Source organism: Burkholderia sp. PR2, from assembly GCF_052372875.1.
Taxonomy (GTDB): Bacteria; Pseudomonadota; Gammaproteobacteria; order Burkholderiales; family Burkholderiaceae; genus Burkholderia; species Burkholderia diffusa.
The window spans coordinates 1,609,265-1,635,181 of record NZ_JBQRWH010000004.1 but is presented as its reverse complement, the minus strand read 5'-3'; the positions used below and the strand labels follow the sequence as shown (position 1 = coordinate 1,635,181).

Annotated in this window: 20 protein-coding genes; 2 read left to right on the top strand and 18 right to left on the bottom strand. The window is 66.2% G+C overall.

The features are described 5' to 3' along the window. Positions 1-148 precede the first annotated feature (148 nt). The gene (locus tag ACT2FV_RS24850) at positions 149-796 is read left to right on the top strand and encodes a TetR family transcriptional regulator (RefSeq protein ID WP_444504998.1); all 648 of its coding nucleotides are present in this window, start codon (positions 149-151) and stop codon (positions 794-796) included. Positions 797-1,126: 330 nt separating this feature from the next. Beyond that, complete coding sequence (locus ACT2FV_RS24845) at positions 1,127-2,404, top strand: M23 family metallopeptidase (RefSeq protein ID WP_444504997.1); 1,278 nt, start codon at positions 1,127-1,129, stop codon at positions 2,402-2,404. Positions 2,405-2,534: 130 nt separating this feature from the next. Here ACT2FV_RS24845 and ACT2FV_RS24840 read toward each other — a convergent pair whose 3' ends face one another. The 18 genes from ACT2FV_RS24840 to ACT2FV_RS24755 all read right to left on the bottom strand — a co-directional run bounded on the left by ACT2FV_RS24840 (position 2,535) and on the right by ACT2FV_RS24755 (position 25,672). Continuing rightward, positions 2,535-3,260 carry an amino acid ABC transporter permease gene (locus ACT2FV_RS24840; RefSeq protein ID WP_124626130.1) on the bottom strand — a complete coding sequence of 242 codons (726 nt, stop codon included), beginning with the start codon at positions 3,258-3,260 and terminating at the stop codon, positions 2,535-2,537. Between the two features lie 2 nt (positions 3,261-3,262). Beyond that, a complete protein-coding gene (locus ACT2FV_RS24835) occupies positions 3,263-3,985 on the bottom strand; it encodes an amino acid ABC transporter permease (RefSeq protein WP_444504996.1) in 723 nt (240 codons plus the stop codon). A gap of 106 nt (positions 3,986-4,091) precedes the next feature. Beyond that, positions 4,092-4,907 (bottom strand): ABC transporter substrate-binding protein, encoded by an 816-nt coding sequence (locus tag ACT2FV_RS24830; RefSeq protein WP_444504995.1) that lies wholly within the window; start codon positions 4,905-4,907, stop codon positions 4,092-4,094. A 458-nt stretch (positions 4,908-5,365) separates the two neighbouring features. Next, a complete protein-coding gene (locus ACT2FV_RS24825) occupies positions 5,366-6,670 on the bottom strand; it encodes an MFS family transporter (RefSeq protein ID WP_444504994.1) in 1,305 nt (434 codons plus the stop codon). Between the two features lie 235 nt (positions 6,671-6,905). Next, positions 6,906-8,585, bottom strand: a complete 1,680-nt coding sequence (locus ACT2FV_RS24820) for a SpoVR family protein (RefSeq protein WP_059683304.1) — start codon at positions 8,583-8,585, stop codon at positions 6,906-6,908. After that, on the bottom strand, positions 8,582-9,850 hold the full coding sequence (locus tag ACT2FV_RS24815; RefSeq protein WP_059606685.1) for a YeaH/YhbH family protein: 1,269 nt from the start codon (positions 9,848-9,850) through the stop codon (positions 8,582-8,584). Before ACT2FV_RS24815 ends, ACT2FV_RS24820 begins: the two co-directional genes overlap by 4 nt. Positions 9,851-9,975: 125 nt before the next feature. Beyond that, entirely contained in the window at positions 9,976-11,898 is a 1,923-nt protein-coding gene (locus ACT2FV_RS24810) for a PrkA family serine protein kinase (protein WP_059606682.1), read from the bottom strand. 535 nt (positions 11,899-12,433) lie between these two features. Beyond that, positions 12,434-14,206: a methyl-accepting chemotaxis protein gene (locus ACT2FV_RS24805; RefSeq protein ID WP_444504993.1), complete on the bottom strand. Its 1,773-nt coding sequence runs from the start codon at positions 14,204-14,206 to the stop codon at positions 12,434-12,436. 277 nt (positions 14,207-14,483) lie between these two features. Then, positions 14,484-15,413 carry a ribokinase gene (rbsK, locus tag ACT2FV_RS24800; protein ID WP_444504992.1) on the bottom strand — a complete coding sequence of 310 codons (930 nt, stop codon included), beginning with the start codon at positions 15,411-15,413 and terminating at the stop codon, positions 14,484-14,486. Continuing rightward, a complete protein-coding gene (locus ACT2FV_RS24795) occupies positions 15,410-16,441 on the bottom strand; it encodes a LacI family DNA-binding transcriptional regulator (RefSeq protein WP_059606677.1) in 1,032 nt (343 codons plus the stop codon). Before ACT2FV_RS24795 ends, rbsK begins: the two co-directional genes overlap by 4 nt. A gap of 38 nt (positions 16,442-16,479) precedes the next feature. Then, entirely contained in the window at positions 16,480-17,499 is a 1,020-nt protein-coding gene (locus ACT2FV_RS24790; RefSeq protein WP_124626120.1) for an ABC transporter permease, read from the bottom strand. Continuing rightward, the gene (locus tag ACT2FV_RS24785; RefSeq protein ID WP_444504991.1) at positions 17,496-19,109 is read right to left on the bottom strand and encodes a sugar ABC transporter ATP-binding protein; all 1,614 of its coding nucleotides are present in this window, start codon (positions 19,107-19,109) and stop codon (positions 17,496-17,498) included. The genes ACT2FV_RS24790 and ACT2FV_RS24785 overlap by 4 nt, the downstream gene beginning before the upstream one ends. Before the next feature lie 145 nt (positions 19,110-19,254). Then, complete coding sequence (locus tag ACT2FV_RS24780; protein WP_059606671.1) at positions 19,255-20,205, bottom strand: sugar ABC transporter substrate-binding protein; 951 nt, start codon at positions 20,203-20,205, stop codon at positions 19,255-19,257. A 372-nt stretch (positions 20,206-20,577) separates the two neighbouring features. After that, complete coding sequence (locus ACT2FV_RS24775) at positions 20,578-21,504, bottom strand: CysB family HTH-type transcriptional regulator (RefSeq protein WP_444504990.1); 927 nt, start codon at positions 21,502-21,504, stop codon at positions 20,578-20,580. A 79-nt stretch (positions 21,505-21,583) separates the two neighbouring features. Beyond that, positions 21,584-22,642, bottom strand: a complete 1,059-nt coding sequence (locus tag ACT2FV_RS24770) for a sulfate/molybdate ABC transporter ATP-binding protein (protein ID WP_444504989.1) — start codon at positions 22,640-22,642, stop codon at positions 21,584-21,586. A gap of 13 nt (positions 22,643-22,655) precedes the next feature. Next, positions 22,656-23,606, bottom strand: coding sequence for a sulfate ABC transporter permease subunit CysW (gene cysW, locus ACT2FV_RS24765; protein ID WP_059606662.1), 951 nt, complete (start codon positions 23,604-23,606; stop codon positions 22,656-22,658). After that, the gene (gene cysT, locus ACT2FV_RS24760; RefSeq protein ID WP_444504988.1) at positions 23,603-24,499 is read right to left on the bottom strand and encodes a sulfate ABC transporter permease subunit CysT; all 897 of its coding nucleotides are present in this window, start codon (positions 24,497-24,499) and stop codon (positions 23,603-23,605) included. Before cysT ends, cysW begins: the two co-directional genes overlap by 4 nt. Positions 24,500-24,634: 135 nt before the next feature. Next, on the bottom strand, positions 24,635-25,672 hold the full coding sequence (locus tag ACT2FV_RS24755; RefSeq protein ID WP_059606657.1) for a sulfate ABC transporter substrate-binding protein: 1,038 nt from the start codon (positions 25,670-25,672) through the stop codon (positions 24,635-24,637). Positions 25,673-25,917 lie beyond the last annotated feature (245 nt).

Sequence of the window (25,917 nt, the reverse complement as noted above, 5' to 3'; positions counted from 1 at the left end):
ATGACCTCGGATCGTTCGCCGCCGATACAATGCGGCGGCTCAGGGTGGCCGATTATAATCAGTCACGACTGATTAAATACATGTGGTTGCAATCCGACCGCGTCACTGTGTCAATTAAGCGACAGCGAACTGTAAGGAAATTCACGCCATGGCCCGCAAGACCCGGGAAGAATCGCTCGCCATCAAGCACCGGATCCTCGACGCCGCCGAGCTCGTCCTGCTCGAGAAAGGCGTCGCGCAAACCGCGATGGCGGACCTCGCCGAGGCCGCCGGGATGTCGCGGGGCGCCGTGTACGGCCACTACCGCAACAAGATGGAAGTGTGTCTCGCGATGTGCGACCGCGCGTTCGCACGCACGTCGGAAGGATTCGACACGGTCGACAGCCTGCCCGCGTTCGCCACGCTGCGCCGCGCGGCGTCGCACTACCTGCAGCGATGCGGCGAGCCGGGCTCGATGCAGCGCGTGCTCGTGATCCTCTATACGAAGTGCGAACAGAGCGAGGAGAACGGCGCGCTGCTGCGGCGCCGCATGCTGCTCGAGCTGCAGATACTGCGCATCACCAAGGCGCTGCTGCGCCGCGCGATCGCGGCCGGCGAACTCGCCGCCGATCTCGACGTGCATCTCGCGGCCGTCTATCTCGTGTCGCTGCTCGAAGGCGTGTTCGCGTCGATGATCTGGACCAACCGGTTGCGCGGCAATGTGTGGAACGACGCGGAAGCAATGCTCGACGCCGGCTTCGACGCGGTCAGAACGTCCAGCGCGCTACGCGTGCGTGCGCAAAAATTGCCTGCTTGACGAAAAGCCGCGCAATAAATGCTGATTTAACCCGATTTACCGCAGTGCGAAACGAATGAGCTGACCCTCTTTAAAATTTTTAACGTTTCGCGGAACATCGGTAGACTGACGCTGTCATCTTTCTTTAGCGTCTTCGTGGTAATCCGGGTGCGACCCGGAAAGTTCACGCCGCCGTTCGAAGCGGGCCTGCCCGCGAGTTGGGTCGAACGGAAACGACACGGGCCCCTGGCGGGGCCTGTTTTGTTGCACGCCCGTCGCCTGCCCCCGTCGCCACCCGGCGGACATGCCGCCGATGGCTCCCGCCCACACCTCTTTGAACCGCTTTCCTGGATGTGGACACCTTTGGTCAAGCCTGCCGCAACCCCTGATGCTTTCGCGCCCGGCCGCGCGCAGCGCCTCGTGCGCGCGCTCGTGCCGGCCGCCGTCCTCGGCGCCCTCGCCGCCTTCGGTCTCGCCGCCGCGCTGCCGGCCGTCTCGCAACTGCCGGGGGCCGTCGATTCGGGCACGGCCGCGCTGCCGCAGCGCGTGCTGTCCGACACGCCGTTTCCCACCGCGCAGCATTTCGTAACGAGCGAACTCGCGCGCACGATCGGCGAGCGCAACGAACTCAATGAACGCGGCGAGCGCAGCCTGCAGCCGGGCCTGTTCGCGCCGCTCAGCGCGCACCGCAACGACATGCTCGGCTATACGAGCCTGTTCCAGTTCGCGCCGCCCGAACAGCAGCACGGGATGCGCGCGGGCGACATCGAACTCACGCTGTCCGATACGCTGAACCGTCTCGACGTACCGCCCGAGGTGCGCATCCAGCTCGGCGATCTCGTCACCGGCAAGGTCGATATGCGCGCCGGCGCACGGCGCGGCGACTACTACCGCCTCGCGTACGACACCAACAACGGCACGCCGCACCTCACCGCGCTCGAGCTGCGCGTCGCGGGCCGCACGTTCGGCGCGATCTGGTTCCGCGCGCCGGGCGCCGACCACGGCGCGTACTACACGCTCGACGGCGCACCGCTGGAGGCGGCCGCGTTCACGATGCCCGTCAAGTGGACGCGCATCAGCTCCTTCTTCGGCGAACGCATCCACCCGCTGTCGCAGGCGATGGCGTTCCATACTGGCGTCGACCTCGCCGCGCCGTCCGGCACGCCCGTCAATGCGGCGGCCGATGGCGTCGTGTCGTTCGTCGGCACCGATCCGGGCGGCTACGGCCACTACGTGATCGTCGATCACGCGGACGGTTATTCGACCTACTACGCACACCTGTCCGCGTACGCGCGCGGACTGAAGACCGGCGAAACCGTGAAGCAGGGGCAACGCCTCGGCTCGGTCGGGATGACCGGCGCGGCCACCGGCCCGCATCTGCACTTCGAAGTACGCGTCGCGAACGATCCGGTCGATCCGCTCGTCACGCTCGCGAGCGCGCAGACCGGGCTGTCCGACATGCAGCTCACCGCGTTCCGCCAGGAAGCGACGCAATGGCGCTTCCGCCTCGCGTCGATCAGTACGACGCCGTTCGCATTCGCGCAGACCGACGGCCCGCTGTGGGGCGACTTCGCGACCGGTCCGTCGACGCTGCGCGCGGTCTTCGATACGCACTACAGCGCGTCCTGACGCCGACGCACCACGAGCCTCATCACGCGCGTCGCCGCTCGAGCAGCGGCGACGCGGCCCGCGGCGGATCTCCGCAAGCGACCGATCTTCATCGCCAGCCATGCGCCGCATGCCTCGCACGCGCCCGCCGTCACCGCGCGGGTTCCGTGCGCTCGGCCGCCGCCCGCGCGACACGCTCCGCACGCGGGCGACGCGACAGCAGCCAGCGCGCCGCGCCGTCGAGCGAGGTGCACAGCACCAGATAGATCGCCGCGACGAACAGGAAGATCGGCGCCGGATAGACCATCAGCCGGTTGTTCACCTGCGTCGCGACGAACGACAGTTCCGGCACGCCGACGATGTACGCGAGCGACGTGTCCTTCACGAGCGCGACCCACTGGTTGACGAACGACGGCGTCATGATCCGGATCGCCTGCGGCAGCAGCACGTAGCGCACGGTCTGCCAGCGCGTGAGCCCGAGCGACAGCCCCGCCTGCCACTGCCCGTCGCCTGCCGCGACGATGCCTGCATGCACGGCATGCGCGAGATACGCACCGCCGATCAGCGCCAGCGCACACACGACCGTCGCGAGCCCCGGCACGTCCATGTGCAGCAGCATCGGCATCAGGAAATACGTCCAGAAGATCAGCATCAGCACCGGAATCGCGCGGAAGAAGCCGATGAACGCGAGCAGCAGCACGCGCAGCGGGCCGCGCGCGAGCGCCATCGCGACGCCGAGCGCTACGCCCAGCACCGCGGACGCGAGCGCCGACGCGATCGCGAGCATGAGCGACAGCGCGGCACCGCCGAGCGCGCCGTCCGGGAACGCGCCGACGAGCAGGTACGGCAGGTTGTCGAGCAGCAGCGAGAAGTCCATCGTCAGCGCCCCGCCCCGAGCCGGTCGCGCCATTGCGTGGCCGCGTATGCGCCGGCCTCGATCGCGGCGACCGCGGCGATGTACAGCACGGTCGCGACACCGAACGCGGCGAACGTCTTGAACGTCTCGGTCTCGACCTGCCGCGACGCATACGACAGCTCGGCGACGCCGATCGCCATCGCGAGCGACGAGTTCTTCACGAGATTCATGTATTGGCCGAACAACGGCGGCAGCGCGATGCGCACGGCCTGCGGCAGCACGACGTAGCGCAGCGACTGCATTGGCGTGAGGCCGAGCGCCGCAGCCGCATCGTGCTGCGCGCGGCGCACGCCGCGCAGCCCGGCTTCGCATTCCTCGGCGACGAACGCGGCCGTATACGCGCTCAACCCGAACCAGCCCGCGACGAACTCGAACGACGGCCACGCAAGCGTGAACGGGCCCGCACACAGTTGATGGCGCGCGTTCAGCCACGCGACCCACGTATCGGGCAGCAACGACGCGACGCCGAAATACCAGAACAACAACTGCACGAGCAGCGGCGTGTTGCGGAACACGACGACGTAACCGGCCGCCAGCGTACGCGGCACGGTGCCGCGCGTATGTCGCATGACGGCGAGCAGCAGCCCGCCGACGGTCGCGGCGAGCGCCGACGCGGCCGCGAGGCCGAGCGTCAGCAGGAAGCCCTGCCAGAGCCAGGACAGATATTTGGGAGCCAACCCGAGCATGCCGTGGTGCGCGCGCGAAGCGCGCGATCGAAAAGAAACGGAAAGCGCCGCGGCCCCTGCGCACCGGCGTGGCCGGCGGCGGAACGCGGCGCACCTGGCGTGGGACTCAGGTCTTGTCGCCGATGCGGAAGATGCGCGTGAGCGGCGTCTTCGTCGTCGGCCCGAACCACGCGTCGTAGATCTGCCCCGCGCGGCCGTTCGCCTCGAGGCTCTTCAGCGTGTCGTTGACGAAGCCGAGCAGGCGCGTCTCGCCCTTCGGCACGCCGACGCCCATGTAGTCGTTCGAGATCGTGAACGCCGGGATCTCGTAGTTCTGCTTGTCGGGCACGTTCGCGAGCAGGCCGATCAGTTTCGGCCCGTCCTGCGTGATCGCCTGCACGTTGCCGGCGCGCAGCGCGGCGAACGCGAACGGCGTGTCGTCGTACGCGACGATCGTCGCTTTCGGGAATTTCTCGCGCAGCGTGATTTCGTTCGTCGTGCCCTTGTCCGCGCCGACGCGCAGGCTGTTCAACTGGTCGGCCGATTTCAGCACGCCCTTCTTCGCGAGAAACTGCTGGCCCGACGAGAAATACGGGATGCTGCAGTCGACCTGCTTCGCGCGCTCGTCGGTGATCGTGAAGTTCGCGAGCACCAGGTCGACCTTGCCGGAAGTCAGGAACGGAATGCGGTTCGCAGGATTGGTCGGCTGCAGTTGCAGCTTCACGCCGAGCTTGTCGGCCAATGCCTTCGCATAGTCGACGTCGAGGCCGACGATGTGATTGCTCTTGCCGTCGACATAGCCGAACGGCGGATTGCTGTCGAAGGTCGCGACGCGCAGCACGCCGGCCTTCCTGATGTCGTCGAGGCGGTCCGCGTGCGCGACCGTGCCGGCCGTGACGAGGGCGGCCCCGACGAGCCACGTAGCGAGAGTGTGGATTTTCATGAGCACGACCTGAATTGTTTTGAAGGCCGCCGCGGATCGCGCGGCGGCCGGTTCGAGGAACATCGCGACGCTGTGTGTCGTCGCGAAGCCGCTAACGTATCAGCGCGTGCGGCGATTCCGAACCAACAAATGGTGCTTTGCTCTGCGGCTTTCGTGATGAGTCTTGCAGACGGCGGGCACCGCGGAACGCTTCGAAAAAAAAGACGCCCGCTGCACGCAGCGGGCGCGAATCCCAGTCAAGGAGGTGTCACACGAACTACGGGTTCAGAATAAAAGCACCGCCCGCGGCGAACAACGAAGCGATTCCGATATCGATATCGCGCGTACCGCGATGAGCTTGCACGCGTCCATGCGAAGCCGTCGCGCATGAAAAAACGGCGCGCCGCCTGTGAGGCGGAGCGCCGTCCCGTTGCACGTTGCCGGTCGATGCGGGCAGCCTCGCGAGGCTGCCCCGCCGATCACGGCTCGTGACGCAGATACCCTACCCTGCTCGGATCGCGCATCCGCCACGACACGAGCAGCGAGATCGCGCACAGCGCGGTCACATACCAGTAGAAGGTTTCCTCGCTGCCCTTCGACTTGAACCACAGCGCGACATACTCGGCCGAGCCGCCGAAGATCGCGTTCGCGACCGCATACGACAGGCCGACGCCCATCGCGCGCACTTCGGGCGGGAACATCTCGGCCTTGATGAGGCCGCTGATCGACGTGTAGAAGCTGACGATCGCGAGCGCGATCGTGATCAGCACGAACGCGGCCGTCGGGCTCGTCACGGTCTTCAGCGCGTGCATCAGCGGCACCGTGCCGATCACCGCGAACACGCCGAACAGGATCATCGACGTGCGGCGGCCGATCTTGTCGGACAGCGCGCCGAACACCGGCTGAATCAGCATGTAGACGAGCAGCGCGACGGTCATCACGTTGCTGGCCGTCTTCGCGTGCATGCCGGCCGTGTTCACCAGGTACTTCTGCATGTACGTGGTGAACGTGTAGAAGATCAGCGAGCCGCCGGCCGTGAAGCCGACCACCGTGAAGAAGGCGCCCTTGTGACGCCACACGCCGCGGATCGTGCCCGCATCCTTCTTGTCGCGCGATGCGCTCGTCGACGTCTCGTCGAGCGATTTGCGCAGGTACAGCGAGATCAGCGCGGCCGCCGCGCCGCAGACGAACGGAATGCGCCAGCCCCACGCCTTCAGTTCGTCATTCGACAGCGCCTGCTGCAGGATCACCAGCACCAGCAGCGCGCACAGCTGGCCGCCGATCAGCGTCACGTACTGGAACGACGCGAAGAAGCCGCGCCGCCCTTTAAGCGCGACCTCACTCATGTAGGTCGCGCTCGTCCCGTATTCGCCGCCCACCGACAGGCCCTGGAACAGACGCGCGACCAGCAGCAGCGCCGGTGCGAGCGCGCCGATCTGCGCGTAGGTCGGCAGCACCGCGATCACGAGCGAGCCGCCGCACATCATCAGCACCGAGATCATCATCGCCGCGCGGCGGCCATGACGGTCGGCGATGCGGCCGAACAGCCAGCCGCCGATCGGACGCATCAGGAAGCCGGCCGCGAACACGCCGGCCGTGTTCAGCAGTTGCGTCGTCGTGTTGCCGCTCGGGAAGAACGCCGGTGCGAAGTACAGCGCGCAGAACGAGTAGATGTAGAAGTCGAACCACTCGACGAGGTTGCCCGACGAGGCGCCGACGATGGCGAATACGCGCCGCCGGGTGTCTTGCGCGGACAGCGCAGCTTGGTCGGTCTGGACGTCCATGGGTTGGTCTGTTCCTTTTAGTGCTTTCTGGGCGAGACGGCTGGGGGCCGCCGCGTGCGGTCGCACGTGGCACCGGTTCCGGCGCACGGCGCTACGGGATTTTAGCGAAATGTAAAGTAACAGGCTTTCCGGGTTCGTCCGGATGTAGAAAAATTTTCTCGCGCCACGCGTTCGTCATATGAAAACGCCAGCCGCGAGGCTGGCGTCCGGTGCAAACTATTCCCGGTCTCGATGCTCAGACACGCACCTCCGGCGGCACGTAGCGGCACTCGTAGCGCTTGCGCACGGTGCCGGCCTCGTCGACGCTTTCCAGGAACACGTCGAACTGCCAGAGCCGCGCCATGTGCTTGAGCACTTCGTCGCTGTCGTTCGACAGATGGCGGTTGTCGGTCATGAAGTGGCGCAACGTGAGGCTGCGGTCGCCGCGCGTATTCACCGCCCACACCTGGATGTTCGGCTCGCGGTGATGGATGTCGTACTGCCGCGACAACGCCTGCCGCACGTACTGGTAGCCGGACTCGTCGTGGATCGCCGATACCTCGAGCGAATCGCGCATGTCGTCGTCGAGCACCGAGAACAGCCGCATCTCGCGGATCAGGTTCGGCGACAGGTACTGCGCGATGAAGCTCTCGTCCTTGAAGTTGCGCATCGCGTAGTGCATCGCCGGCAGCCACGGTGTGCCCGCGATCTCCGGAAACCACTTGTAGTCCTCTTCCGTCGGCGCCTCGCAGATCCGCCGGATGTCGCTCATCATCGAAAAGCCGAGCGCATACGGGTTGATCCCGCTGTAGTACGGCTTCGTGACGGGCGGCTGATAGACCACGTTGCTGTGCGAATGCAGGAACTCCATCATGAAGCCGTCTTCCAGCTTGCCCTGGTTGTACAGCGTATTGAGCAGCGTGTAGTGCCAGAACGTCGCCCAGCCTTCGTTCATCACCTGCGTCTGCCGCTGCGGATAGAAATACTGGCCGATCTTGCGCACGATGCGGATCACTTCGCGCTCCCACGGCTCGAGCAGCGGCGCGTTCTTCTCCGCGAAATACAGCAGGTTCTCCTGCGGCTCGGGCGGATAGCGCTCCTCCTGCTCCTCCATCTGCTCGGGCTTCTTGCCCGGCAGCGTGCGCCACAGCTCGTTGACCTGCGACTGCAGATACGCCTCGCGCTCGCGCCGCAGCGCAGCCTCCTTCGACAGGGACGGCTTCTGCGGCCGCTTGTAGCGGTCGACGCCGTAGTTCATCAGCGCATGGCACGAATCGAGCAGTTCCTCGACGCGGTCGAGCCCGTAGCGCTCCTCGCATTCGGCGACGTAGTTCTTCGCGTACACGAGATAGTCGATGATCGCGTGCGCGTCGGTCCACAGCCGGAACAGATAGTTGCCCTTGAAGAACGAGTTGTGGCCGTACGCCGCGTGCGCGATGACGAGCGCCTGCATCGTCATCGTGTTCTCTTCCATCAGATACGCGATGCACGGATTCGAGTTGATGACGATCTCGTAGGCAAGCCCCATCTGGCCGCGGCGATAGCTCTTCTCGGTCGCGAGGAAGTGCTTGCCGAACGACCAGTGGCGATAGTTGACCGGCATCCCGACCGACGCATAAGCATCCATCATCTGTTCGGCGCTGATCAGTTCGAGCTGGATCGGATAGATGTCGAGCTCGTACTGCTCGGCGACCTGCGAGATGTGCGTGTCGTATTCCTCGAGCAGTTCAAAGGTCCAGTCGGACGGGCACGGCAGCGGCTTGCGTTCGGCAACGTTCATACGCGCTTCCTTCTGCCCGGCACCGGGCAAGTCGGCGGCCGGCGCCGCCGGCTCGGTCCGGCCGCTTTGCTGCGATGCGGCAGGGCCGGCCGTGTCGTCGCCGGAAGGGCGCGGCGCGTAGCCGCGCGACTCGTTGTGCAGATGGCGGGTCGTCATGACGTTTCCACCTGCTTTTCGAACAATTCGCGAAACACCGGGTAAATGTCGGCAGCCGATTCGACTTTTTTCATCGCGAGGTGCGGTTGCGACAGCGCCAGTTGTGCATACTCCAGCCACAGGTTCTGCTCTTCGGGTGCGACCTGGATATACGCGAAGTAACGCGTCTTGGTGAGGATATCCTCTTCCAGGATTTTGCGACACTTCGGCGAATCGTCGGTCCAGTTGTCGCCGTCGGACGCCTGCGCGCCGTAGATGTTCCACTCGGTCGGCGAGTAGCGCTCGTTCATCACCTTGCGCATCAGCTCGAGCGCGCTCGACACGACCGTGCCGCCGCTTTCGGTCGAATGGAAGAAGGTGTCTTCGTCGACCTCCTCGGCACGCGTGTGGTGTCGGATGAATACGACCTCGATGCGCTCGTAGTTGCGCTTCAGGAACAGGTACAGGAGGATGAAGAAGCGCTTCGCGAGATCCTTGCGCTGCTCGTCCATCGAGCCCGACACGTCCATCAGGCAGAACATCACGGCCTGGCTCGACGGCTGCGGCTGCTTCACGCGGTTGATGTAGCGCAGGTCGAACGGATCGATGAACGGGATCCGCCAGATGCGCCCCTTCAGGTGATGGATCTCGGCCTCGAGCGTCGCGATTTCCGCGCGGCGGTCTTCCGGGTCGAGCTTCATCGCCTCGAGCTGCGCTTCCAGCTCGCGCAACTCGTTGACGAGCGGCGAGCCGAGCGCGATGCGCCGGCCGAGCGCGCTGCGCAGCGAGCGCACGACGTCGATGTTGTTCGGTGTGCCTTCCGCCGACCAGCCCGCGCGCACGTTCTTCCAGCTCGGCACCGTCAGCAGGTGCGTCTTCACGAGGCGCGGCAGTTCGAGATCGTCGAAGAAATACTGCATGAATTCGTCGCGCGACAACTCGAACACGAAGTCGTCCTGCCCTTCGCCCTCGTTGCTCGCCTGACTGCCGCCGCCACCCGAGCCGCCCTGCGGACGCGGAATCTTGTCACCGCGCACGTAGTCTTCGTTGCCCGGGTGCACGTATTCACGACGCCCGCCAGGCCCGTGCCGGAAATTCGGCTCGGCGATGTCCTTGCGCGGAATCGTGATGCTTTGCGTGCTCTGGATATCCTTGATGCTACGGTCGCGCACCGCGTCGGACACGGCACGACGAATGTAGTTCTTGACGCGACGCAGAAAGCGTTCGCGGTTGGCGATGCTCTTGTTCTTGCCGGCCAGCCTGCGGTCGATGATTTGATGAAGCACTCCCGGTCTCCCGCTCGAAAATCGATCTGCCGGGGCACTCGCCGCGCATGCCGTCTGCCGTCATGCGGGCGGCGCCTCTGAAGGTGCCCGTACGGACTCGCCGTACGGGCGCGGTACCGCGCGCGTCATGACGACTTGCGCACGCGCAGGTACCAGTCGCAAAGCAGCCTCACCTGCTTCGGCGTATAGCCCTTCGCGACCATCCGGTTCACAAAGTCCTCATGCTTGCGTTGCTCCTCCGCCGACCCCTTCGCGTTGAACGAAATGACCGGCAACAGTTCCTCGGTATTCGAGAACATCTTCTTCTCGATCACGACGCGCAACTTCTCGTAGCTCGTCCACACGGGGTTCTTCCCGGCGTTCGCCGCCCGCGCGCGCAACACGAAGTTCACGATCTCGTTGCGGTAATCCTTCGGATTGCTGATCCCGGCCGGCTTCTCGATCTTCTCCAGTTCCGCATTCAGCGCGGCGCGGTCGAAGCTCTCGCCCGTGTCGTGATCGCGGAATTCCTGATCCTGGATCCAGAAGTCCGCATACGTGACGTAGCGGTCGAAGATGTTCTGCCCGTACTCCGAATACGATTCGAGATAAGCCGTCTGGATCTCCTTGCCAATGAAGTCCGCATAGCGCGACGCGAGCACGTCCTTCACGAACGACAGGTATTTCTGCTCGGTCTCCGGCGGGAACTGCTCGCGTTCGATCTGCTGTTCGAGCACGTACATCAGGTGCACGGGGTTCGCCGCGACCTCGCTCGAATCGAAGTTGAACACGCGCGACAGGATCTTGAACGCGAAGCGTGTCGACACGCCCGTCATCCCTTCGTCCACGCCCGCGTAATCGCGATACTCCTGGTACGACTTCGCCTTCGGATCGGTGTCCTTCAGGTTTTCGCCGTCATACACCTGCATCTTCGAGAACAGGCTCGAATTCTCCGGCTCGTGCAGGCGCGACAGCACCGAGAACTGCGACATCATCTTCAGCGTGCCCGGCGCGCACACGGCTTCGGCCAGCGACGAATTGCGGATCAGCTTCTCGTAGATCTTCGTCTCTTCCGACACGCGCAGGCAGTAAGGCACCTTCACGACGAAGATCCGGTCGAGCAGTGCCTCGTTGTTGCGGTTGTTGCGGAATGCCTTCCACTCCGACTCGTTCGAGTGCGCGAGAATCACGCCGTCGAACGGAATCGCGCCGAATCCTTCGGTACCCTTGAAATTGCCTTCCTGCGTCGCGGTCAGGAGCGGGTGCAGCACCTTGATCGGCGCCTTGAACATTTCGACGAATTCGAGCAGGCCCTGGTTCGCCAGGCACAGGCCGCCCGAATAGCTGTACGCATCGGCATCGTCCTGCGCGTACTGTTCGAGCTTGCGGATGTCGACCTTGCCGACGAGCGACGAGATGTCCTGGTTGTTCTCGTCGCCAGGCTCCGTCTTTGCGATGCCGATCTGCCGAAGGATCGACGGATAGCGGCGCACCACGCGGAACTGGCGGATGTCGCCGTTGTATTCGTGCAGGCGCTTGACGGCCCACGGACTCAGGATGCTCTTCAGGTAGCGGCGTGGAATGCCGTATTGCTCTTCGAGGATCGGGCCGTCCTCGTCGTAGTCGAACAGCCCGAGCGGCGATTCGTTGACGGGCGAACCCTTCAGCGCATAGAACGGCACGCGCTCCATCAGTTGCTTCAGGCGCTCGGCGATCGACGACTTCCCGCCGCCCACCGGGCCGAGCAGGTAGAGGATCTGCTTCTTTTCCTCGAGCCCTTGCGCAGCGTGGCGGAAGTACGCGACCACCTGCTCGATCACTTCCTCCATTCCGTAGAACTCACGGAACGCGGGATAGACCTTGATAACCTTGTTCGCGAAGATCCGCGACAGGCGCGGGTCGTTGCGGGTATCGACTTGTTCCGGTTCCCCGATTGCAGCCAGCATGCGTTCGCCAGCCGTGGCGTACGCTGACGGATCGTTCTTGCAGAGCGCGAGGTACTCCTCCAGCGAGAACTCTTCCTCTCGCGTTTTTTCGAAGCGGTTCGCGAAGCTGCTGTAAATATCCATGCTACCTCCCTCGCCTGAGTCTGAAGACGTGCCTGCCTTCTATGACTGCGCAGAAGCAAGCGCGTTCGAATTCATCCTAAACCCTTTCTTATTTTTTTTCACGAACTCTTCGTATGAAGTTCGTCATTCTCGACAACACCGCTTGGACAACGCATTTCGACGCTTTACAATCGATCTCCCGAGCCGCAGAAACTGCATCCGCCGCGTCTCGTCGAGCATCGGAACATCTCGTACGTTGGATGCCTCCGCCGTCGTCGCCTCGACCTTCACTCCCCCCTTCATCCCTATACGTTCGAGCAGACGTTTTCGACGACACGCCGCGCGCACCGTTACAAAATTTTTTCGCATCGTCCGGAGATACCCGTAGCGCGGATGCGCACATGCAACGCGCGTGGCGACGCACGCACGTTCACGCGCGCTGTCACATTTCATCGGCCGTCGAAACGACGACGCCCGCATGTCGCGGGCGTCGTGTGCTGCCTCGGGTGCTGCCTCGTGTGCTGCCAAATGGGGATAGATGCGCGGCGCGCGCGACTCAGAACGTTTCCCAGTCGTCAGCGCCGGCAGACGCAGCCACCGGTGCGGGTGCAGCGGCCGCGGCCGCCGGCTTGCGAGCCGGCGCCGCGCGCTTCGGTGCTGCATCGCGGTCGTTGCGCGCCCCGGATGGTGCGGGCGGCGAAGCCGGCACGACAGCCTGCACGACAGCCGATGCGGCCACCGCGCGCGGTGCCTGGCGCGCAGCGGCGGCGACCGGCCCGGCCGCGTCATCATCGATCCGGAACACCGACGCCGTTTCGCGCAGGCGCGCGGCCTGCTCATCGAGCGATTGCGCGGCGGCCGCCGCCTCCTCGACGAGCGCGGCGTTCTGCTGCGTGACCTCGTCCATCTGCGCGACCGCGCGCGCGACCTGGTCGATGCCGCCGCTCTGCTCCTCGGACGCCGCCGCGATCTCGCCCATGATGTCCGTCACGCGCTGCACCGCACCGATCACGTCGCTCATCGTGCGGCCCGCTTCGTCGACCAGCGTCGAGCCCGTCCGGATACGCTCCACCGACGCGTCGATCAGCGCCTTGATCTCCTTGGCCGCGCTCGACGAGCGCTGCGCGAGGCTGCGCACCTCACCCGCGACGACCGCGAAGCCGCGGCCTTCCTCGCCGGCGCGCGCGGCTTCGACGGCCGCGTTCAGCGCCAGAATGTTGGTCTGGAACGCGATGCCCTCGATGATCGCGATGATGTCCGCGATCTTCGCCGAGCTGTCGTTGATCTCGCCCATCGTGCCGACCACCTGGCCGACCACCGTATTTCCCTTGTTTGCAATCTCCGACGCGTTCGCGGCCAGCGCGCTTGCCTGCCGTGCATTGTCCGCGTTCTGCTTCACGGTGCCGGTCAACTGCTCCATGCTCGATGCGGTTTCCTGCAGCGCGGACGCCTGCTCTTCCGTGCGCGACGACAGGTCGATGTTGCCGGCGGCGATCTGGCGGGCCGCGGTCGCGATCGATTCGCTGCCGCCGCGCACGGTGCGCACCGTGTCGACCAGCCCGCGCTGCATTTTCGCGAGACCGTCGAGGAGCTGGCCCATTTCGTCGCGCCGATGCACCACGATCGAGCGGCGCAGGTCGCCCGCGGCGATCGCGTCGAAATGCGCGAGTGCGTCCGCAAGCGGACGGCCGATCGCACGACTGAGCGTCAACCAAGACAGCACCGCGGCAACCAGACCAGCCGCCAGCAGGACGATCGACAGCAAGCGCAGCGTTTCGAACGTCGATTCCGAATGATCGAAGCCCGACTGCGCGGCGGTGAACTGAAAATTGCGCAGCGCCTCGCTCGCAACCGCGAGATCGTTGTAAAGCACCTGGAGCTGCTTGGCGCCATCGCCGATCCGATCGTGGTCGCCCGTCGCGACAATGCCTCCGAACGTGTCGCAACTGCGCTGTAGCGCCTGCCGCTTCGCGGACACGTCCTGCGCGAGTCGGTCCTCCTCCGCATCGCGCGGCAGCGCGAGGTACTTTTTCCACCACTCGTCGGACTGCGCGCGCATCGCGCGGCTCCGCTCCACCGCAGCAGCCGATTCGGGTGTCCCCGCCAGCAGCGCGGCGCGATCGAGCGCCAGGCGCTCGCGCGCCGCGTACGTGTCGGCAACGGCCACGTCGACCGCGCTCGGCATCTGGTTCGTGAAAATCTCCCGCGTCGCGTCGTTCGCGCGCGTCATCCCGTACACGCCCAGCACGCCGATCACGCCCAGCAGTACCGCGAGAAACGCCATCGTCAAACCGATGCGTGCACGTATCGTCAGGTTTCCGATCACCATCATTCTTCCTGTATTGCGTCGTCATGAACGGGCAAGGCCCGTTTTTTCGAAACGGTGTTTCGTCCTGATGTATTTACGACCGGATGCTGCGCAGCTTGATGGTATTCATGTCAATTTTTTCATCAATTCGTCGGTTAATTACAAATTTCCGAACAATAGGGCCGAAGCATCGCAGGCCTGCCTCGCGAAATCGCGTGGCAAGCATCGTGATGGTGCAATCGGGGGAGATGGCCGGCGCCTGCTTCCGCACGCGCCGGCCGAGAAGCGCGATCCAGCCCTATTCGGCCAGCTCGGCGAGGGTGGGAATCGACGGCTGCGCGCCTGCGCGCGTGACCGACAACGCCGCCGCGCGTTGCGCGAAGCGGATGGCCGTGTCGATGGCCTCACCTGCCGCGAGCCGCGCGGCGAATCCGCCGATGAAGGTATCGCCGGCCGCGGTCGTGTCGACGGCCTTGACGACGGGTGCCGGATAATGGCGCGCCGCGCCGTCGGCCGTCAGCGCGCACACGCCGCGCGCGCCGAGCGTGATCAGCACGTTGCGCGCGCCGGCCGCGTGCAGCGCACGCGCTGCGGCTTCCGCCTCGGCCGGATTGCGCACCGGTAGCCCGGTCAGCGCGGCCGCCTCCACTTCGTTCGGAATCAGGTAATCGACCAGCGGCAGCCAGCCGTCCGGCAGCGGCGCAACGGCCGGCGCCGGATTGAGCACCACGATGCGGCCGAACCGCCGCCCGGCCGACAGCGCCGCGAACACTGCGTCCGGCGGCGTCTCGAGCTGGCAGATCAGCACGTCGGTCGCGGCGAGCGCGGCCTCGTGCCGCGCCACCGTATCGGTCGTCACTTCGCCATTGCCGCCCGCGACGATCACGATCGCGTTCTGGCTCGCGTCGTCGACGACGATCAGCGCGACACCGGTCGACGCCGACGCGCTCGTCGCGAGCCGCGAACAGTCGATGCCTTCGGCCTCTAGGCCGGCCCGCAGCGCGGTACCGTGCGCATCCGCGCCGACGCAGCCGATCATCACGACCTGCGCGCCGAGCCGCGCCGCCGCGACGGCCTGGTTGCCGCCCTTGCCGCCCGCCGCCTGCGCGTATTCATGCCCGGCAAGCGTTTCGCCCGGCATCGGCAGCCGCGGCGCACGCACGACGAGATCCATGTTGAGGCTGCCGACCACCGTCACGCGGCCGGCGCCCGCCGTGCGCGCCGTCATGGGCGGCCGCCCGGCGCGGCTGGCTCGCGGTAGATCGCCGTCGATTCGCGCAGCACGAGACGCGGCGACACGACGCGACGACGGCTCGGCGCAGCCGTCGAACCGCCGCCGATGCGCTCGATCAGCGTTTGCGCGGCCATTTCGCCGAGCGCGCGCACCGACTGGCCGACCGTCGACAGCGCCGGGTACGTGTAACGGGAGAATTCGATGTCGTCGAAGCCGATGATCGAGCAGTCGTCCGGCACGCGCATGCCGCGCTCGGCCGCCGCGCGCAGCGCGCCGACGCCCATCAGGTCGTTGCCCGCGAAAATCGCGCTGGGATGCACCGACTCGAACAGCCGCGATGCCGCGTGGTAGCCGCCGAGGCACGAAAAATCGCTTTCCGCGATCGCGCCCGGCACGATGTCGATCCCGCGCTCGGCCATCGCGCGGATGAAGCCGTGCACGCGCATCGCGCTGACGGCCGTGTCGGTCGGCCCGGTGATGCAGCCGATCTTCGCGTGCCCGAGTTCGAGCAGGTGACGCGTCGCCAGGTAGGCACCGCGTTCGTGGTCGATCTGCACGAGGTCGGCCGCAAGCCCCTCGATGTTGCGGTCGACGACGACGAGCGGCGCATGCGCGTCCGCGAGTGTCTGCGCGAGCACCGCGTCCTCGCCGGCCGATGCGACGATCAGCCCGTCGATGCGCTTTTCCTGCAGCACGCGCAGGTAGTTGCGCTGCTTCACGGGATCGTCGTCCGAGTTGCAGAAGAACACGCAATAGCCGTTGGCCGCGCACTGGTCCTCGATGCCGCGCGCAAGCTCCGCGAAGTACGGATTCGTGCTGTTCGGCACGACGAGGCCGATGGTCGCCGTCGAGCGCGCCTTCAGCGAGCGCGCCACGGCCGATGGCACGTAATTCAGCTCGCGGATCGCACCCTCGACCTTCGCACGCACATCCGCGGACACCGGCCGCGAATTGTTCACCACGTGCGAGACGGTCGTAAACGACACGCCCGCCATGGCTGCCACATCCTTGATCGTCGCCATTTCCCGTTTCTCTCTGGTCTGCTTTCCGTGTAGTAGTTCTATCGCGCGCGCGCGCGCCGGCTGCGATACGTGTCGAGCACGACCGCGACCACGATCACCGCCCCGGTGATGATCCGTTTGGTCGGCTCGTTCGCGCCGATCTGCGCCAGCCCTGCGGCCAGCACGGAGATGATCAACACGCCGAAGAACGTGCTGATCACCGAGCCGCGCCCGCCCATCAGACTCGTGCCGCCGATCACGACGGCTGCGATCACCTGCAGCTCGACGCCCGCGCCCGCGTTCGGATCGGCGGCCTCGAGCCGCGAGATCTGGAACAGCGACGCGAGCCCGGCGAGCGCGCCCATCAATGCGAATACGAGGATTTTATACGGACGCGGGTTAACCCCGGCAAGCCGTACCGCCTCTTCGTTCGTGCCGATCCCGACGAGATAGCGTCCGAACACGGTGCGCGTGAGGACGAACTGTGCCGCGATCATCACCGCGACCGCGATCAGGAACGCCGGCGAGATGCCGAGCGCGATCGGATTCGACAGGAAATCGAACGCGTCGCCGATGTAGGCCGTGCGCGAATTCGTCAGCTGGTATGCGACGCCGCGCGCGGCCTCGAGCACGCCGAGCGACACGATGAACGACGGAATCCGCCAGCCGACCGTGATCGCGCCCGTCAGCGAGCCCGTCGCGGTCGCGACCGCGATCCCGATCAGCGCGGCCGGCAGCGGCCCCCACTGCCATTTCAGCGCGGCCACGCTGACCATCGACGCGGCCAGCGCGAGCACCGAGCCGACCGACAGGTCGATGCCGGCGATGATCAGCACGAAGGTCATCCCCACCGACATCACGACGAGATCGGGAATCTGGTTCGCGATCGTACTGAACGTATCGTAGGTCAGAAAATGCGAACTCAGCGCCGAGAACAGCGCGATCATCGCGGCGAGCGCGCCGGCGAGCCCGAGATAGTTCGACACGCCGAGCCGCGTGCCGGACAGCGTACGCGCGCGGCGCCCCGTCACGGTCTGCTGCGCGCCTGCGTCGCTCGGGGATACGGGAGGCTGGGTCATTGCTGTCGTCCTGTGGTCGAAGTGCCGGAAGCCGCGCGCGGCGCGCCTTCCGCATCCGGATGCCGCGCGCCGTCCGGCAGCGCTTCGCGGCCGAAGCCGGCGAACGCCGCAGCCAGCAGCGCATCCTGGGTCCAGTTGCCGCGTTCGAACACGGCGGTCATGCGGCCGGCCGACATCACGCCGATCCGGTCGCAGATCAGCATCAGCTCGCGCAGGTCGCTCGATACGACCACCAGCGCACGGCCCTCGCGCGCGAGCGCGCCCATCAGCGTGTAGATCTCGAACTTGGCGCCGACGTCGATCCCGCGGGTCGGTTCGTCGAACAGCAGCACGCCCATGTCGCGCGCGAGCCAGCGGCCGATCACGACCTTCTGCTGGTTGCCGCCCGACAGTTCGCCGACCGCCTGCGCGGCGCCGTGCGTGCGGATCCGCAACGCGTCGATCTGCTGCTCGGCGAGCGCCGTCTCGCGCGTCGTATCAACGATGCCGCCGCGCGCGAGCCGGTCGAGCTGGCCGAGCGACACGTTCGACGTGACCGACTGCGACAGCAGCAGCCCTTCGCCCTTGCGGTCCTCGGTGATCAGCGCGATGCCGTGTCTCACCGCGTCGACGGGCGAGCCGATGTGCGCCGGTTTCAGCGGATCGCCGACTGCGATCATCCCGGCGTCCGGCGTATCCGCGCCGTAGATCAGCCGCAGCAGCTCGGTGCGCCCCGCCCCGATCAGCCCCGAAATGCCGAAGATCTCGCCCGAGCGCACTTCGAGCGACACGTCCTGCACGGCCGTGCCGCGCGTCATGCCCGACACGACGAGTCTCGGCGCGCCGATATGGCGCGCGCCGAGATCGATGTGCTCGCCGAGTTCGCGCCCGACCATCAGTGTGACGAGCCCGTCGGACGTCGTCGCGGCCATGTCGCCGACATGCACGAGCCGGCCGTCGCGCAGCACCGCGACGCGCTCGGCGACGCGCGCGAGCTCCTCGAGCCGGTGCGAGATGTAGACGATCGCCACGCCGCGCGCCTTCAGCCGGTCGATCTGCTCGAACAGCAGTTCGACCTCGCGCGCGGTCAGCATCGCGGTCGGCTCGTCGAGGATCAGCACGCGGCAGTCGCCGATCAGGTTGCGCGCGATCTCGACCATCTGCTGGTGGCCGATGCCGAGCGCGCCGACCGGCGTATCGGGGTCGACCGCGTCGAGCCCGACCTGCGCCATCGCGGCACGCGCATCGTCGCGCAGCCGCGCGCGATCGATGATGCCAAAGCGCCGCGGCAGACGGTTCAGAAACAGGTTTTCGGCAACCGTCAGCGTCGGCAGCAGGTTCAGCTCCTGCATCACCATGCGCACGCCGAGCGCCTCGGCCTGCGTGCGGCTCGCCGGCGCATAGGCCTGGCCGCCGAGCTGCATCGTGCCGGTCGTCGGGTCGACGAGCCCGCCGATGATCTTCGACAGCGTGCTCTTTCCTGCGCCGTTCTCGCCCGTCAGCGCGAGCGCCTCACCCGGCGCGAGCATCAGCGTGACGTCGGCGAGCACGGGTTCGGCGTAGGTCTTGCCCACGCCGGAGACGGACAGCACGGGAACAGCTGAACGGGAGGGTTGGAAGGTCGGTTCCATCGCGATCCTGGTTGCGGCCGCGCGCACGCGGCGCGCGGGAATGACGCTCACTAGTGCATGTGCATGCAGTGGCCGTGATCGCGCTCACACCGGATAACGGCCGCCGCGCCGGATTCTTGAGGGCGGCGGCCGCACCGGCGCGGCGTCACTTCGTCACGAGATCCACCGGCGTCTCGACCACGCCGGTCATGTCGGCCTGCTTGCGATGCTCGGCGATCGCCTTGAGCGCCGTGTCGATGCCGAATACGGCCTGCTTCGCCGCGTACTGGTCGGCGGTCGCGATCACGCGGCCGTCCTTCAGCATCGGCTTGATCGCGTTGATGTTGTCGTAACCGACCACGAGCACCTTGCCCTGCTTGCCCGCCGCCCGCACGGCCGACACGGCACCGATCGCCATGTTGTCGTTGCCGCACAGCAGCGCCCGCAGGTTCGGGTATTCGTTCAGCATCGCGGAGGCGACCGCATTGCCCTTGTCGATCTCCCATTCGCCCGACTGCACCGACACGACCTTCATCCCGCCCGCCTTCATCGCATCCTGGAAGCCGGCCGTGCGCTGCTGCGCATTGGTGGTCGTCGACACGCCTTCGATGATGCCGACCTGGTCGCCCGCCTTCAGCCGCTTGGCGAGGTAGTCGCCGATCTTGCGCGCGCCCTTGCGGTTGTCGGGGCCGACGAACGGCACGTTCAGGTTCTTCGACTTCAGCACGTCGGGATCGAGCCGGTTGTCGATGTTCACGACGATGATGCCCGCGTCGACCGCCTTCTTCACGACCGGCACGAGTGCCTTGGAGTCGGCCGGCGCGAGCACGATCGCATCGACCTTCGACACGATCATCTGCTCGACGATGCGGATCTGGTTCGCGGTGTCGGTCTCGTCCTTGATCCCGTTCGTGATCAGGTCGAACTGGCCGGCGTTGTGCTTCTGGTATTCCTTCGCGCCGTTTTCCATCGTCAGGAAGAACTCGTTGGCGAGCGACTTCATCACGAGCGCCACCTTCGGCTTGCCTGCCGATTGGGCATGGACGGCCGGTGCGGCAGCGACCGCGACGGCGGCAAGCGCGGCGGTCAGGAAGCGACGGCGAAAGCGGACATTCATACATATCTCCTGGCGACTGGCCCGACGGGCCGGACTGTTGTTTTAATGCGAGCAAACGTTTGCGCCACACTACCCGGGCATTGGCCATCGATGCTGCTTGTCGGTACCACGGAATGGAAGCGAGGCAGACGGCCGACTGCCTGGCGCGTGCTGTCGTCGACGCGCCACCGCCGGCGGGGACGCCGGCGGAGTGAGGGCTATGCTGTACCGTTTCGGGTCGACGCGCAACCCGTCTGATCAATATTTAAGGGTTTATTCGGAGCGCGCGATTGCGCGCTCCGATTGCGGCGCGTTACACCGGGTGCGGCGGCGCCGCTTCGTCGCGGCCGCCCAGCGGGGGCCTGCCGCGCCCCCGAAACATCACTTGCTCGATCAGACCGCTTCGCGCAGCAGCCCGGCGATTTCGGCTTCGTTCAGGTGTGGCGCGAACATCTCGATCAGCCGGTATGCATACGCGCGCAGGAACGCGCCCTTGCGCAACCCGACGCGCGTCGTGCTCGCCTCGAACAGGTGCTGCGTGTCGAGCGCGACGAGCCCGGCGTCGCGTTGCGGATCGAAGGCCATCGCCGCGACGACGCCGATCCCCATCCCGAGCTCGACGTAGGTCTTGATCACGTCCGCGTCGATCGCGGTCAGCACGACGTCGGGCACGGCGCCGGCCTGCGCGAACGCCTGGTCGATGTGCGAGCGGCCCGTGAAGTCCTGGTCATACGTGATGATCGGGTACTCGGCGATTTCGTCGAGCGTCAGGTTTTCGCGGCCGACGAGCGGATGCCCCTTCGGCACGACCACCGTGTGGTGCCACGAATAGCACGGGAACGTGACGATATCCGGATAGCGATCGAGCGCCTCGGTCGAGATGCCGAGGTCGGCTTCGCCGTTCAGGATCATTTGCGCGATCTGCTGCGGGCTGCCCTGGCGCAGCGCGAGATGCACCTTCGGGAACACGTCGGTGAACTGGCGGATCACCTTCGGCAGCGCATAGCGCGCCTGCGTGTGGGTCGTCGCGACGACGAGGTGGCCGCTGTCCTGGTCCGCGAACTGGCGCGCGACGCGGCGCAGGTTCTCCGCATCGAGCAGCATCCGCTCGATCAGCTGGTGCACGGCCTTGCCCGGCTCCGTGAGCCCCGTGAGCCGCTTGCCGCGCCGGATGAAGATGTCGACACCCAGTTCATCCTCGAGATCCTTGATCTGCTTCGACACGCCCGACTGCGACGTGTACAGCACGTTAGCGACTTCCGTCAGGTTCATGTTCTGGCGCACGGCTTCGCGCACGAAACGCAATTGCTGAAAATTCATGGGTATGCCTCTTGGGCTGTCGTTGTTCGAATGTGATCCGGAGCGGTATCCGCCCTCTTCTCATTACCGGGTATGGGCGTCAGTGTGCGGGAAATACGCGAACCGCGCGCGGCACGGCCGTCGCGCCGTCGCCGACCTGCAGCGCGAGCGCACGCCACGCATCGCGATCGAGTTCCGCTTCGAGCGCGCCGCCCGTGCGCGCCTCGAGTTCGACCCGCACCGAGCCGCCGAGCGGGATCACGCGGCGCACGTCCACCGCGATGCCGTCCCGATGCCCTTCGCCTGCCGGCCAAAGCTGCAGGTCGTGCGGCCGCACGTACGCGTTCGCGGGGCCCGCGAAGTCGGCGTCGACCTCGATCGGCGCAGCGGCGCCCTCGGCGACGAAGCCGCGCCCGGCGACCGTGCCCGGCAACCGGTTCGCCGCGCCGAGAAACTCGTAGACGAACGCGCTTTGCGGATGGTCGTACACATCCTGCGGGCTGCCGACCTGCTCGACGTGACCGCGGTTCAGCACGACGATCCGGTCGGCCACTTCCAGCGCTTCCTCCTGGTCGTGCGTGACGAAGATCGTCGAGATGTGCAGGTCGTCGTGCAGGCGGCGCAGCCAGCCGCGCAGTTCCTTGCGCACCTTCGCGTCGAGCGCGCCGAACGGCTCGTCGAGCAGCAACACCTTCGGCTCGACCGCGAGCGCGCGGGCCAGCGCGATCCGCTGGCGCTGGCCGCCCGACAGCTCGGACGGATAGCGCTGCGCGAGCCAGTCGAGCTGCACGAGCTTCAGCAGTTCGTGCACCTTGTCGCGGATCAGGGCTTCCGACGGCCGCTCGCGGCGCGGCTTCACGCGCAGCCCGAACGCGACGTTCTCGAACACGGTCATGTGGCGGAACAGCGCGTAATGCTGGAACACGAAGCCGACCTGGCGATCGCGCGCGCCGACCGACGCGACGTCGAGCCCCTGCAGCACGACCTGGCCGGCGTCCGCGTGCTCGAGGCCCGCGATCACGCGCAGCAGCGTGGTCTTGCCGCAGCCGGACGGCCCGAGCAGCGCGACGAGCTCGCCCTGCGGAAAGTCGAGCGATACGTTGTCGAGCGCGGTGAAATCGCCGAAGCGCTTCTGAAGGTGACGGACGGTGATACCCATTCTGGTTGCCTCTTTACGATTTCGACGAAATGGCGGCGACGGGGCCGGCATGAGCGGGAACGTCGTCGCGTGCGCCGGCCAGTTCGGCGGCGAGGTGACGTTCGGCGAGCAGCTTCAGCGCGAGCGTGACGAGCGCGAGCAACGCCAGCACCGACGCCACCGCGAACGCCGCCGCGAAGTTGTATTCGTTGTACAGGATCTCGACGTGTAGCGGCATCGTGTCGGTCACGCCGCGAATGTGGCCGGACACGACCGACACCGCACCGAATTCGCCCATCGCCCGCGCATTGCACAGGATCACGCCGTACAGCAGGCCCCACTTCACGTTCGGCAGCGTCACGCGCCGGAAGATCTGCCAGCCCGACGCGCCGAGCACGCGCGCGGCCTCTTCCTCGTCGGTGCCCTGCGCCTGCATCAGCGGGATCAGCTCGCGCGCGACGAACGGAAACGTGACGAAGATCGTCGCGAGCACGATGCCCGGCACCGCGAAGATGATCTGCACGTCGTGATCCTGCAGCCACGGCCCGAGCCAGCCCTGCGCGCCGAACAGCAGCACGTAGACGAGACCCGAGATCACCGGCGACACGGAGAACGGCAGGTCGATCAGCGTGGTCAGCAACGCCTTGCCGCGGAATTCGAACTTCGCGATCGCCCACGATGCGCATACGCCGAACACGAGGTTCAACGGCACTGCGATCACGGCGACGGTCAGCGTCAGCTTGATCGCCGACCAGGCGTCGGGATCGGCGAGCGATTCGAGATAGAAGCCGACGCCCTTGCGCAGCGCCTCGAAGAACACCGCGGCGAGCGGCACGACGAGGAAGAACGCGAGGAACGCCAGCGCGACGCCGATCAGCAGCCAGCGCACGGCGCGCGGCTCGCTGACGGGGTCGAGCCGATTCGCGGCACGGCCTTGCGCGGCCGACGGCGGGGTTTTCAGCACGACGGTGGCCTCCTCGTTCATTGCTGGCCTCCTGCTCCGGCGGCGACGGTGACGGTCGCCGGCGCGGGGCCGCTCGCGCCCTTGCTCGTGCGGCGTTGCAGATACCACTGCAGCGAGTTGATCAGCAGCAGCATCAGGAACGACGCGACCAGCATCACGACCGCCAGCGCGGTCGCGCCCGCATAGTCGTACTGCTCGAGCTTCGTGATGATCAGCAGCGACGTGATCTCGGATTTCATTGGCACGTTGCCGGCGATGAAGATGACCGACCCGTACTCGCCGAGCGCGCGAGCGAACGCCAGCGCGAAGCCGGTGAGCAGCGCCGGCAGCACGGCCGGCAGCACGACGCGGCGGAACGTCAGCCAGCGCGATGCGCCGAGGCACGCTGCGGCCTCTTCCTGCTCGCGCTCGAAATCCTCGAGCACCGGCTGCACGGTGCGCACGACGAACGGCAGCCCGATGAAGGTCAGCGCCACCAGCACGCCGACCGGCGTGAACGCGATCTTGATGCCGAACGGCGCGAGATACTGGCCGACCCAGCCGTTGGTCGCATAGACGGCGGCAAGCGAGATGCCGGCGACCGACGTCGGCAGCGCGAACGGCAGGTCGACGATCGCATCGACGAGGCGCTTGAACGGGAACGTGTAGCGCACGAGCACCCACGCGACGAGAAAGCCGAACACGGCGTTGATCAGCGCGCCGCCGAGCGCGGCGGAGAACGTCAGCCGGTACGACGCGAGCACGCGCGGCGACGTGACGGCGGTGACGAACTGGTCCCACGACAGCGTCGCGGTCTTCATGAACGTGGCGGCGAGCGGAATCAGCACCACGAGGCTCAAATAAGCCACCGTGATGCCGAGCGTCACGCCGAAACCGGGCAGCGCGCTCGGCTTGCGAAAGGTGTACGTCGTCATCGGATGCTCTTGCTGGGTCGATGCTGCTCATGGGTCCGACGCAAACCGCCGGCGCGATGCAGTGCGCCGGCGGCCCGTCGGGGATGCGGCGCGCTCTCGTGGCGCGCCACTGTCGTTATGGCTTGCTGCGTCGCGTTACTGCGGCTTGTAGATCGAATCGAACACACCGCCGTCCGCGAAATGCGTCTTCTGCGCATTCGTCCAGCCGCCGAACGTGTCGTCGACCGTGTACAGCTTCAGCTTCGGGAACTGCTTCGTCAGCTCCGCCGGCACGTTCTTCGAACGCGGCCGGTAGTAGTTGCGCGCCGCGATCTCCTGGCCCTGCGGGCTGTACAGGAAGTTCAGGTATGCGTCGGCCAGCTTGCGCGTGCCCTTCTTGTCCACCACCTTGTCGACCACCGCGACGGGCGGCTCGGCCAGGATGCTCACCGACGGCACGACGATCTCGAACTTGTCGGTACCGAATTCCTTGACCGACAGGAATGCCTCGTTTTCCCATGCGATCAGCACGTCGCCGATTCCGCGCTGAACGAAGCTCGTCGTCGCGCCTCGCGCGCCGGAATCGAGCACGCCCGCGTTCTTGTACAGCTTCGTGACGAATTCCTTCGCCGTCTGCTCGTTGCCGCCCGGCTTGTGCACCGCATACGCCCACGCGGCCAGGTAGTTCCAGCGCGCGCCGCCCGACGTCTTCGGGTTCGGCGTGACGATCGAGACGCCCGGCCTGGTCAGGTCGTCCCAGTCCTTGATCCCCTTCGGATTGCCCTTGCGCACGAGGAACACGATCGTCGACGTGTACGGCGATGCGTTGTCGGGCAGGCGCTTCTGCCAGCCCTTGTTGACAAGGCCCTTGTTGGCGAGCGCGTCGATGTCGTAGGCGAGCGCAAGCGTCACGACGTCGGCCTGCAGGCCGTCGAGCACCGAGCGCGCCTGCGCGCCCGAGCCGCCGTGCGACTGCTTGAAGTTGACGGTCTCGCCCGTCTTCGCCTTCCACTCCTTGCCGAACGCCTGATTGAAGTCCTGATACAGCTCACGCGTCGGGTCGTAGGACACGTTCAGGAACGTCACATCGGCCTGGGCGTGCGTCGCGACGCCCAGCGCCGCCGCCGCGCCCAGCGCGAGTGTTGCGATCAGGCGGCCCGCTCCGCCCACCAACCCCGTATTGCGCTTGCCCATCCTTGGTTCTCCAGTGTTGCCTGTATTGCGATGTCGGGCCAGTCTAACGAACGGGTTACATGATTAAAAATAATCGTTCTTCATTTTTTAATACTCAAAAGTGCTAACGCAGACGGGACGGACGGTTGCGGCAGACAAACCGGCGTCCGGACGTCGTGAAATCGCGCCGGAACCGGCGTGATCGCGTCGAACCTCAAGTAACACTTGAAATTCGCGAAGTACTGTATAAAAATACAGCTCACTGT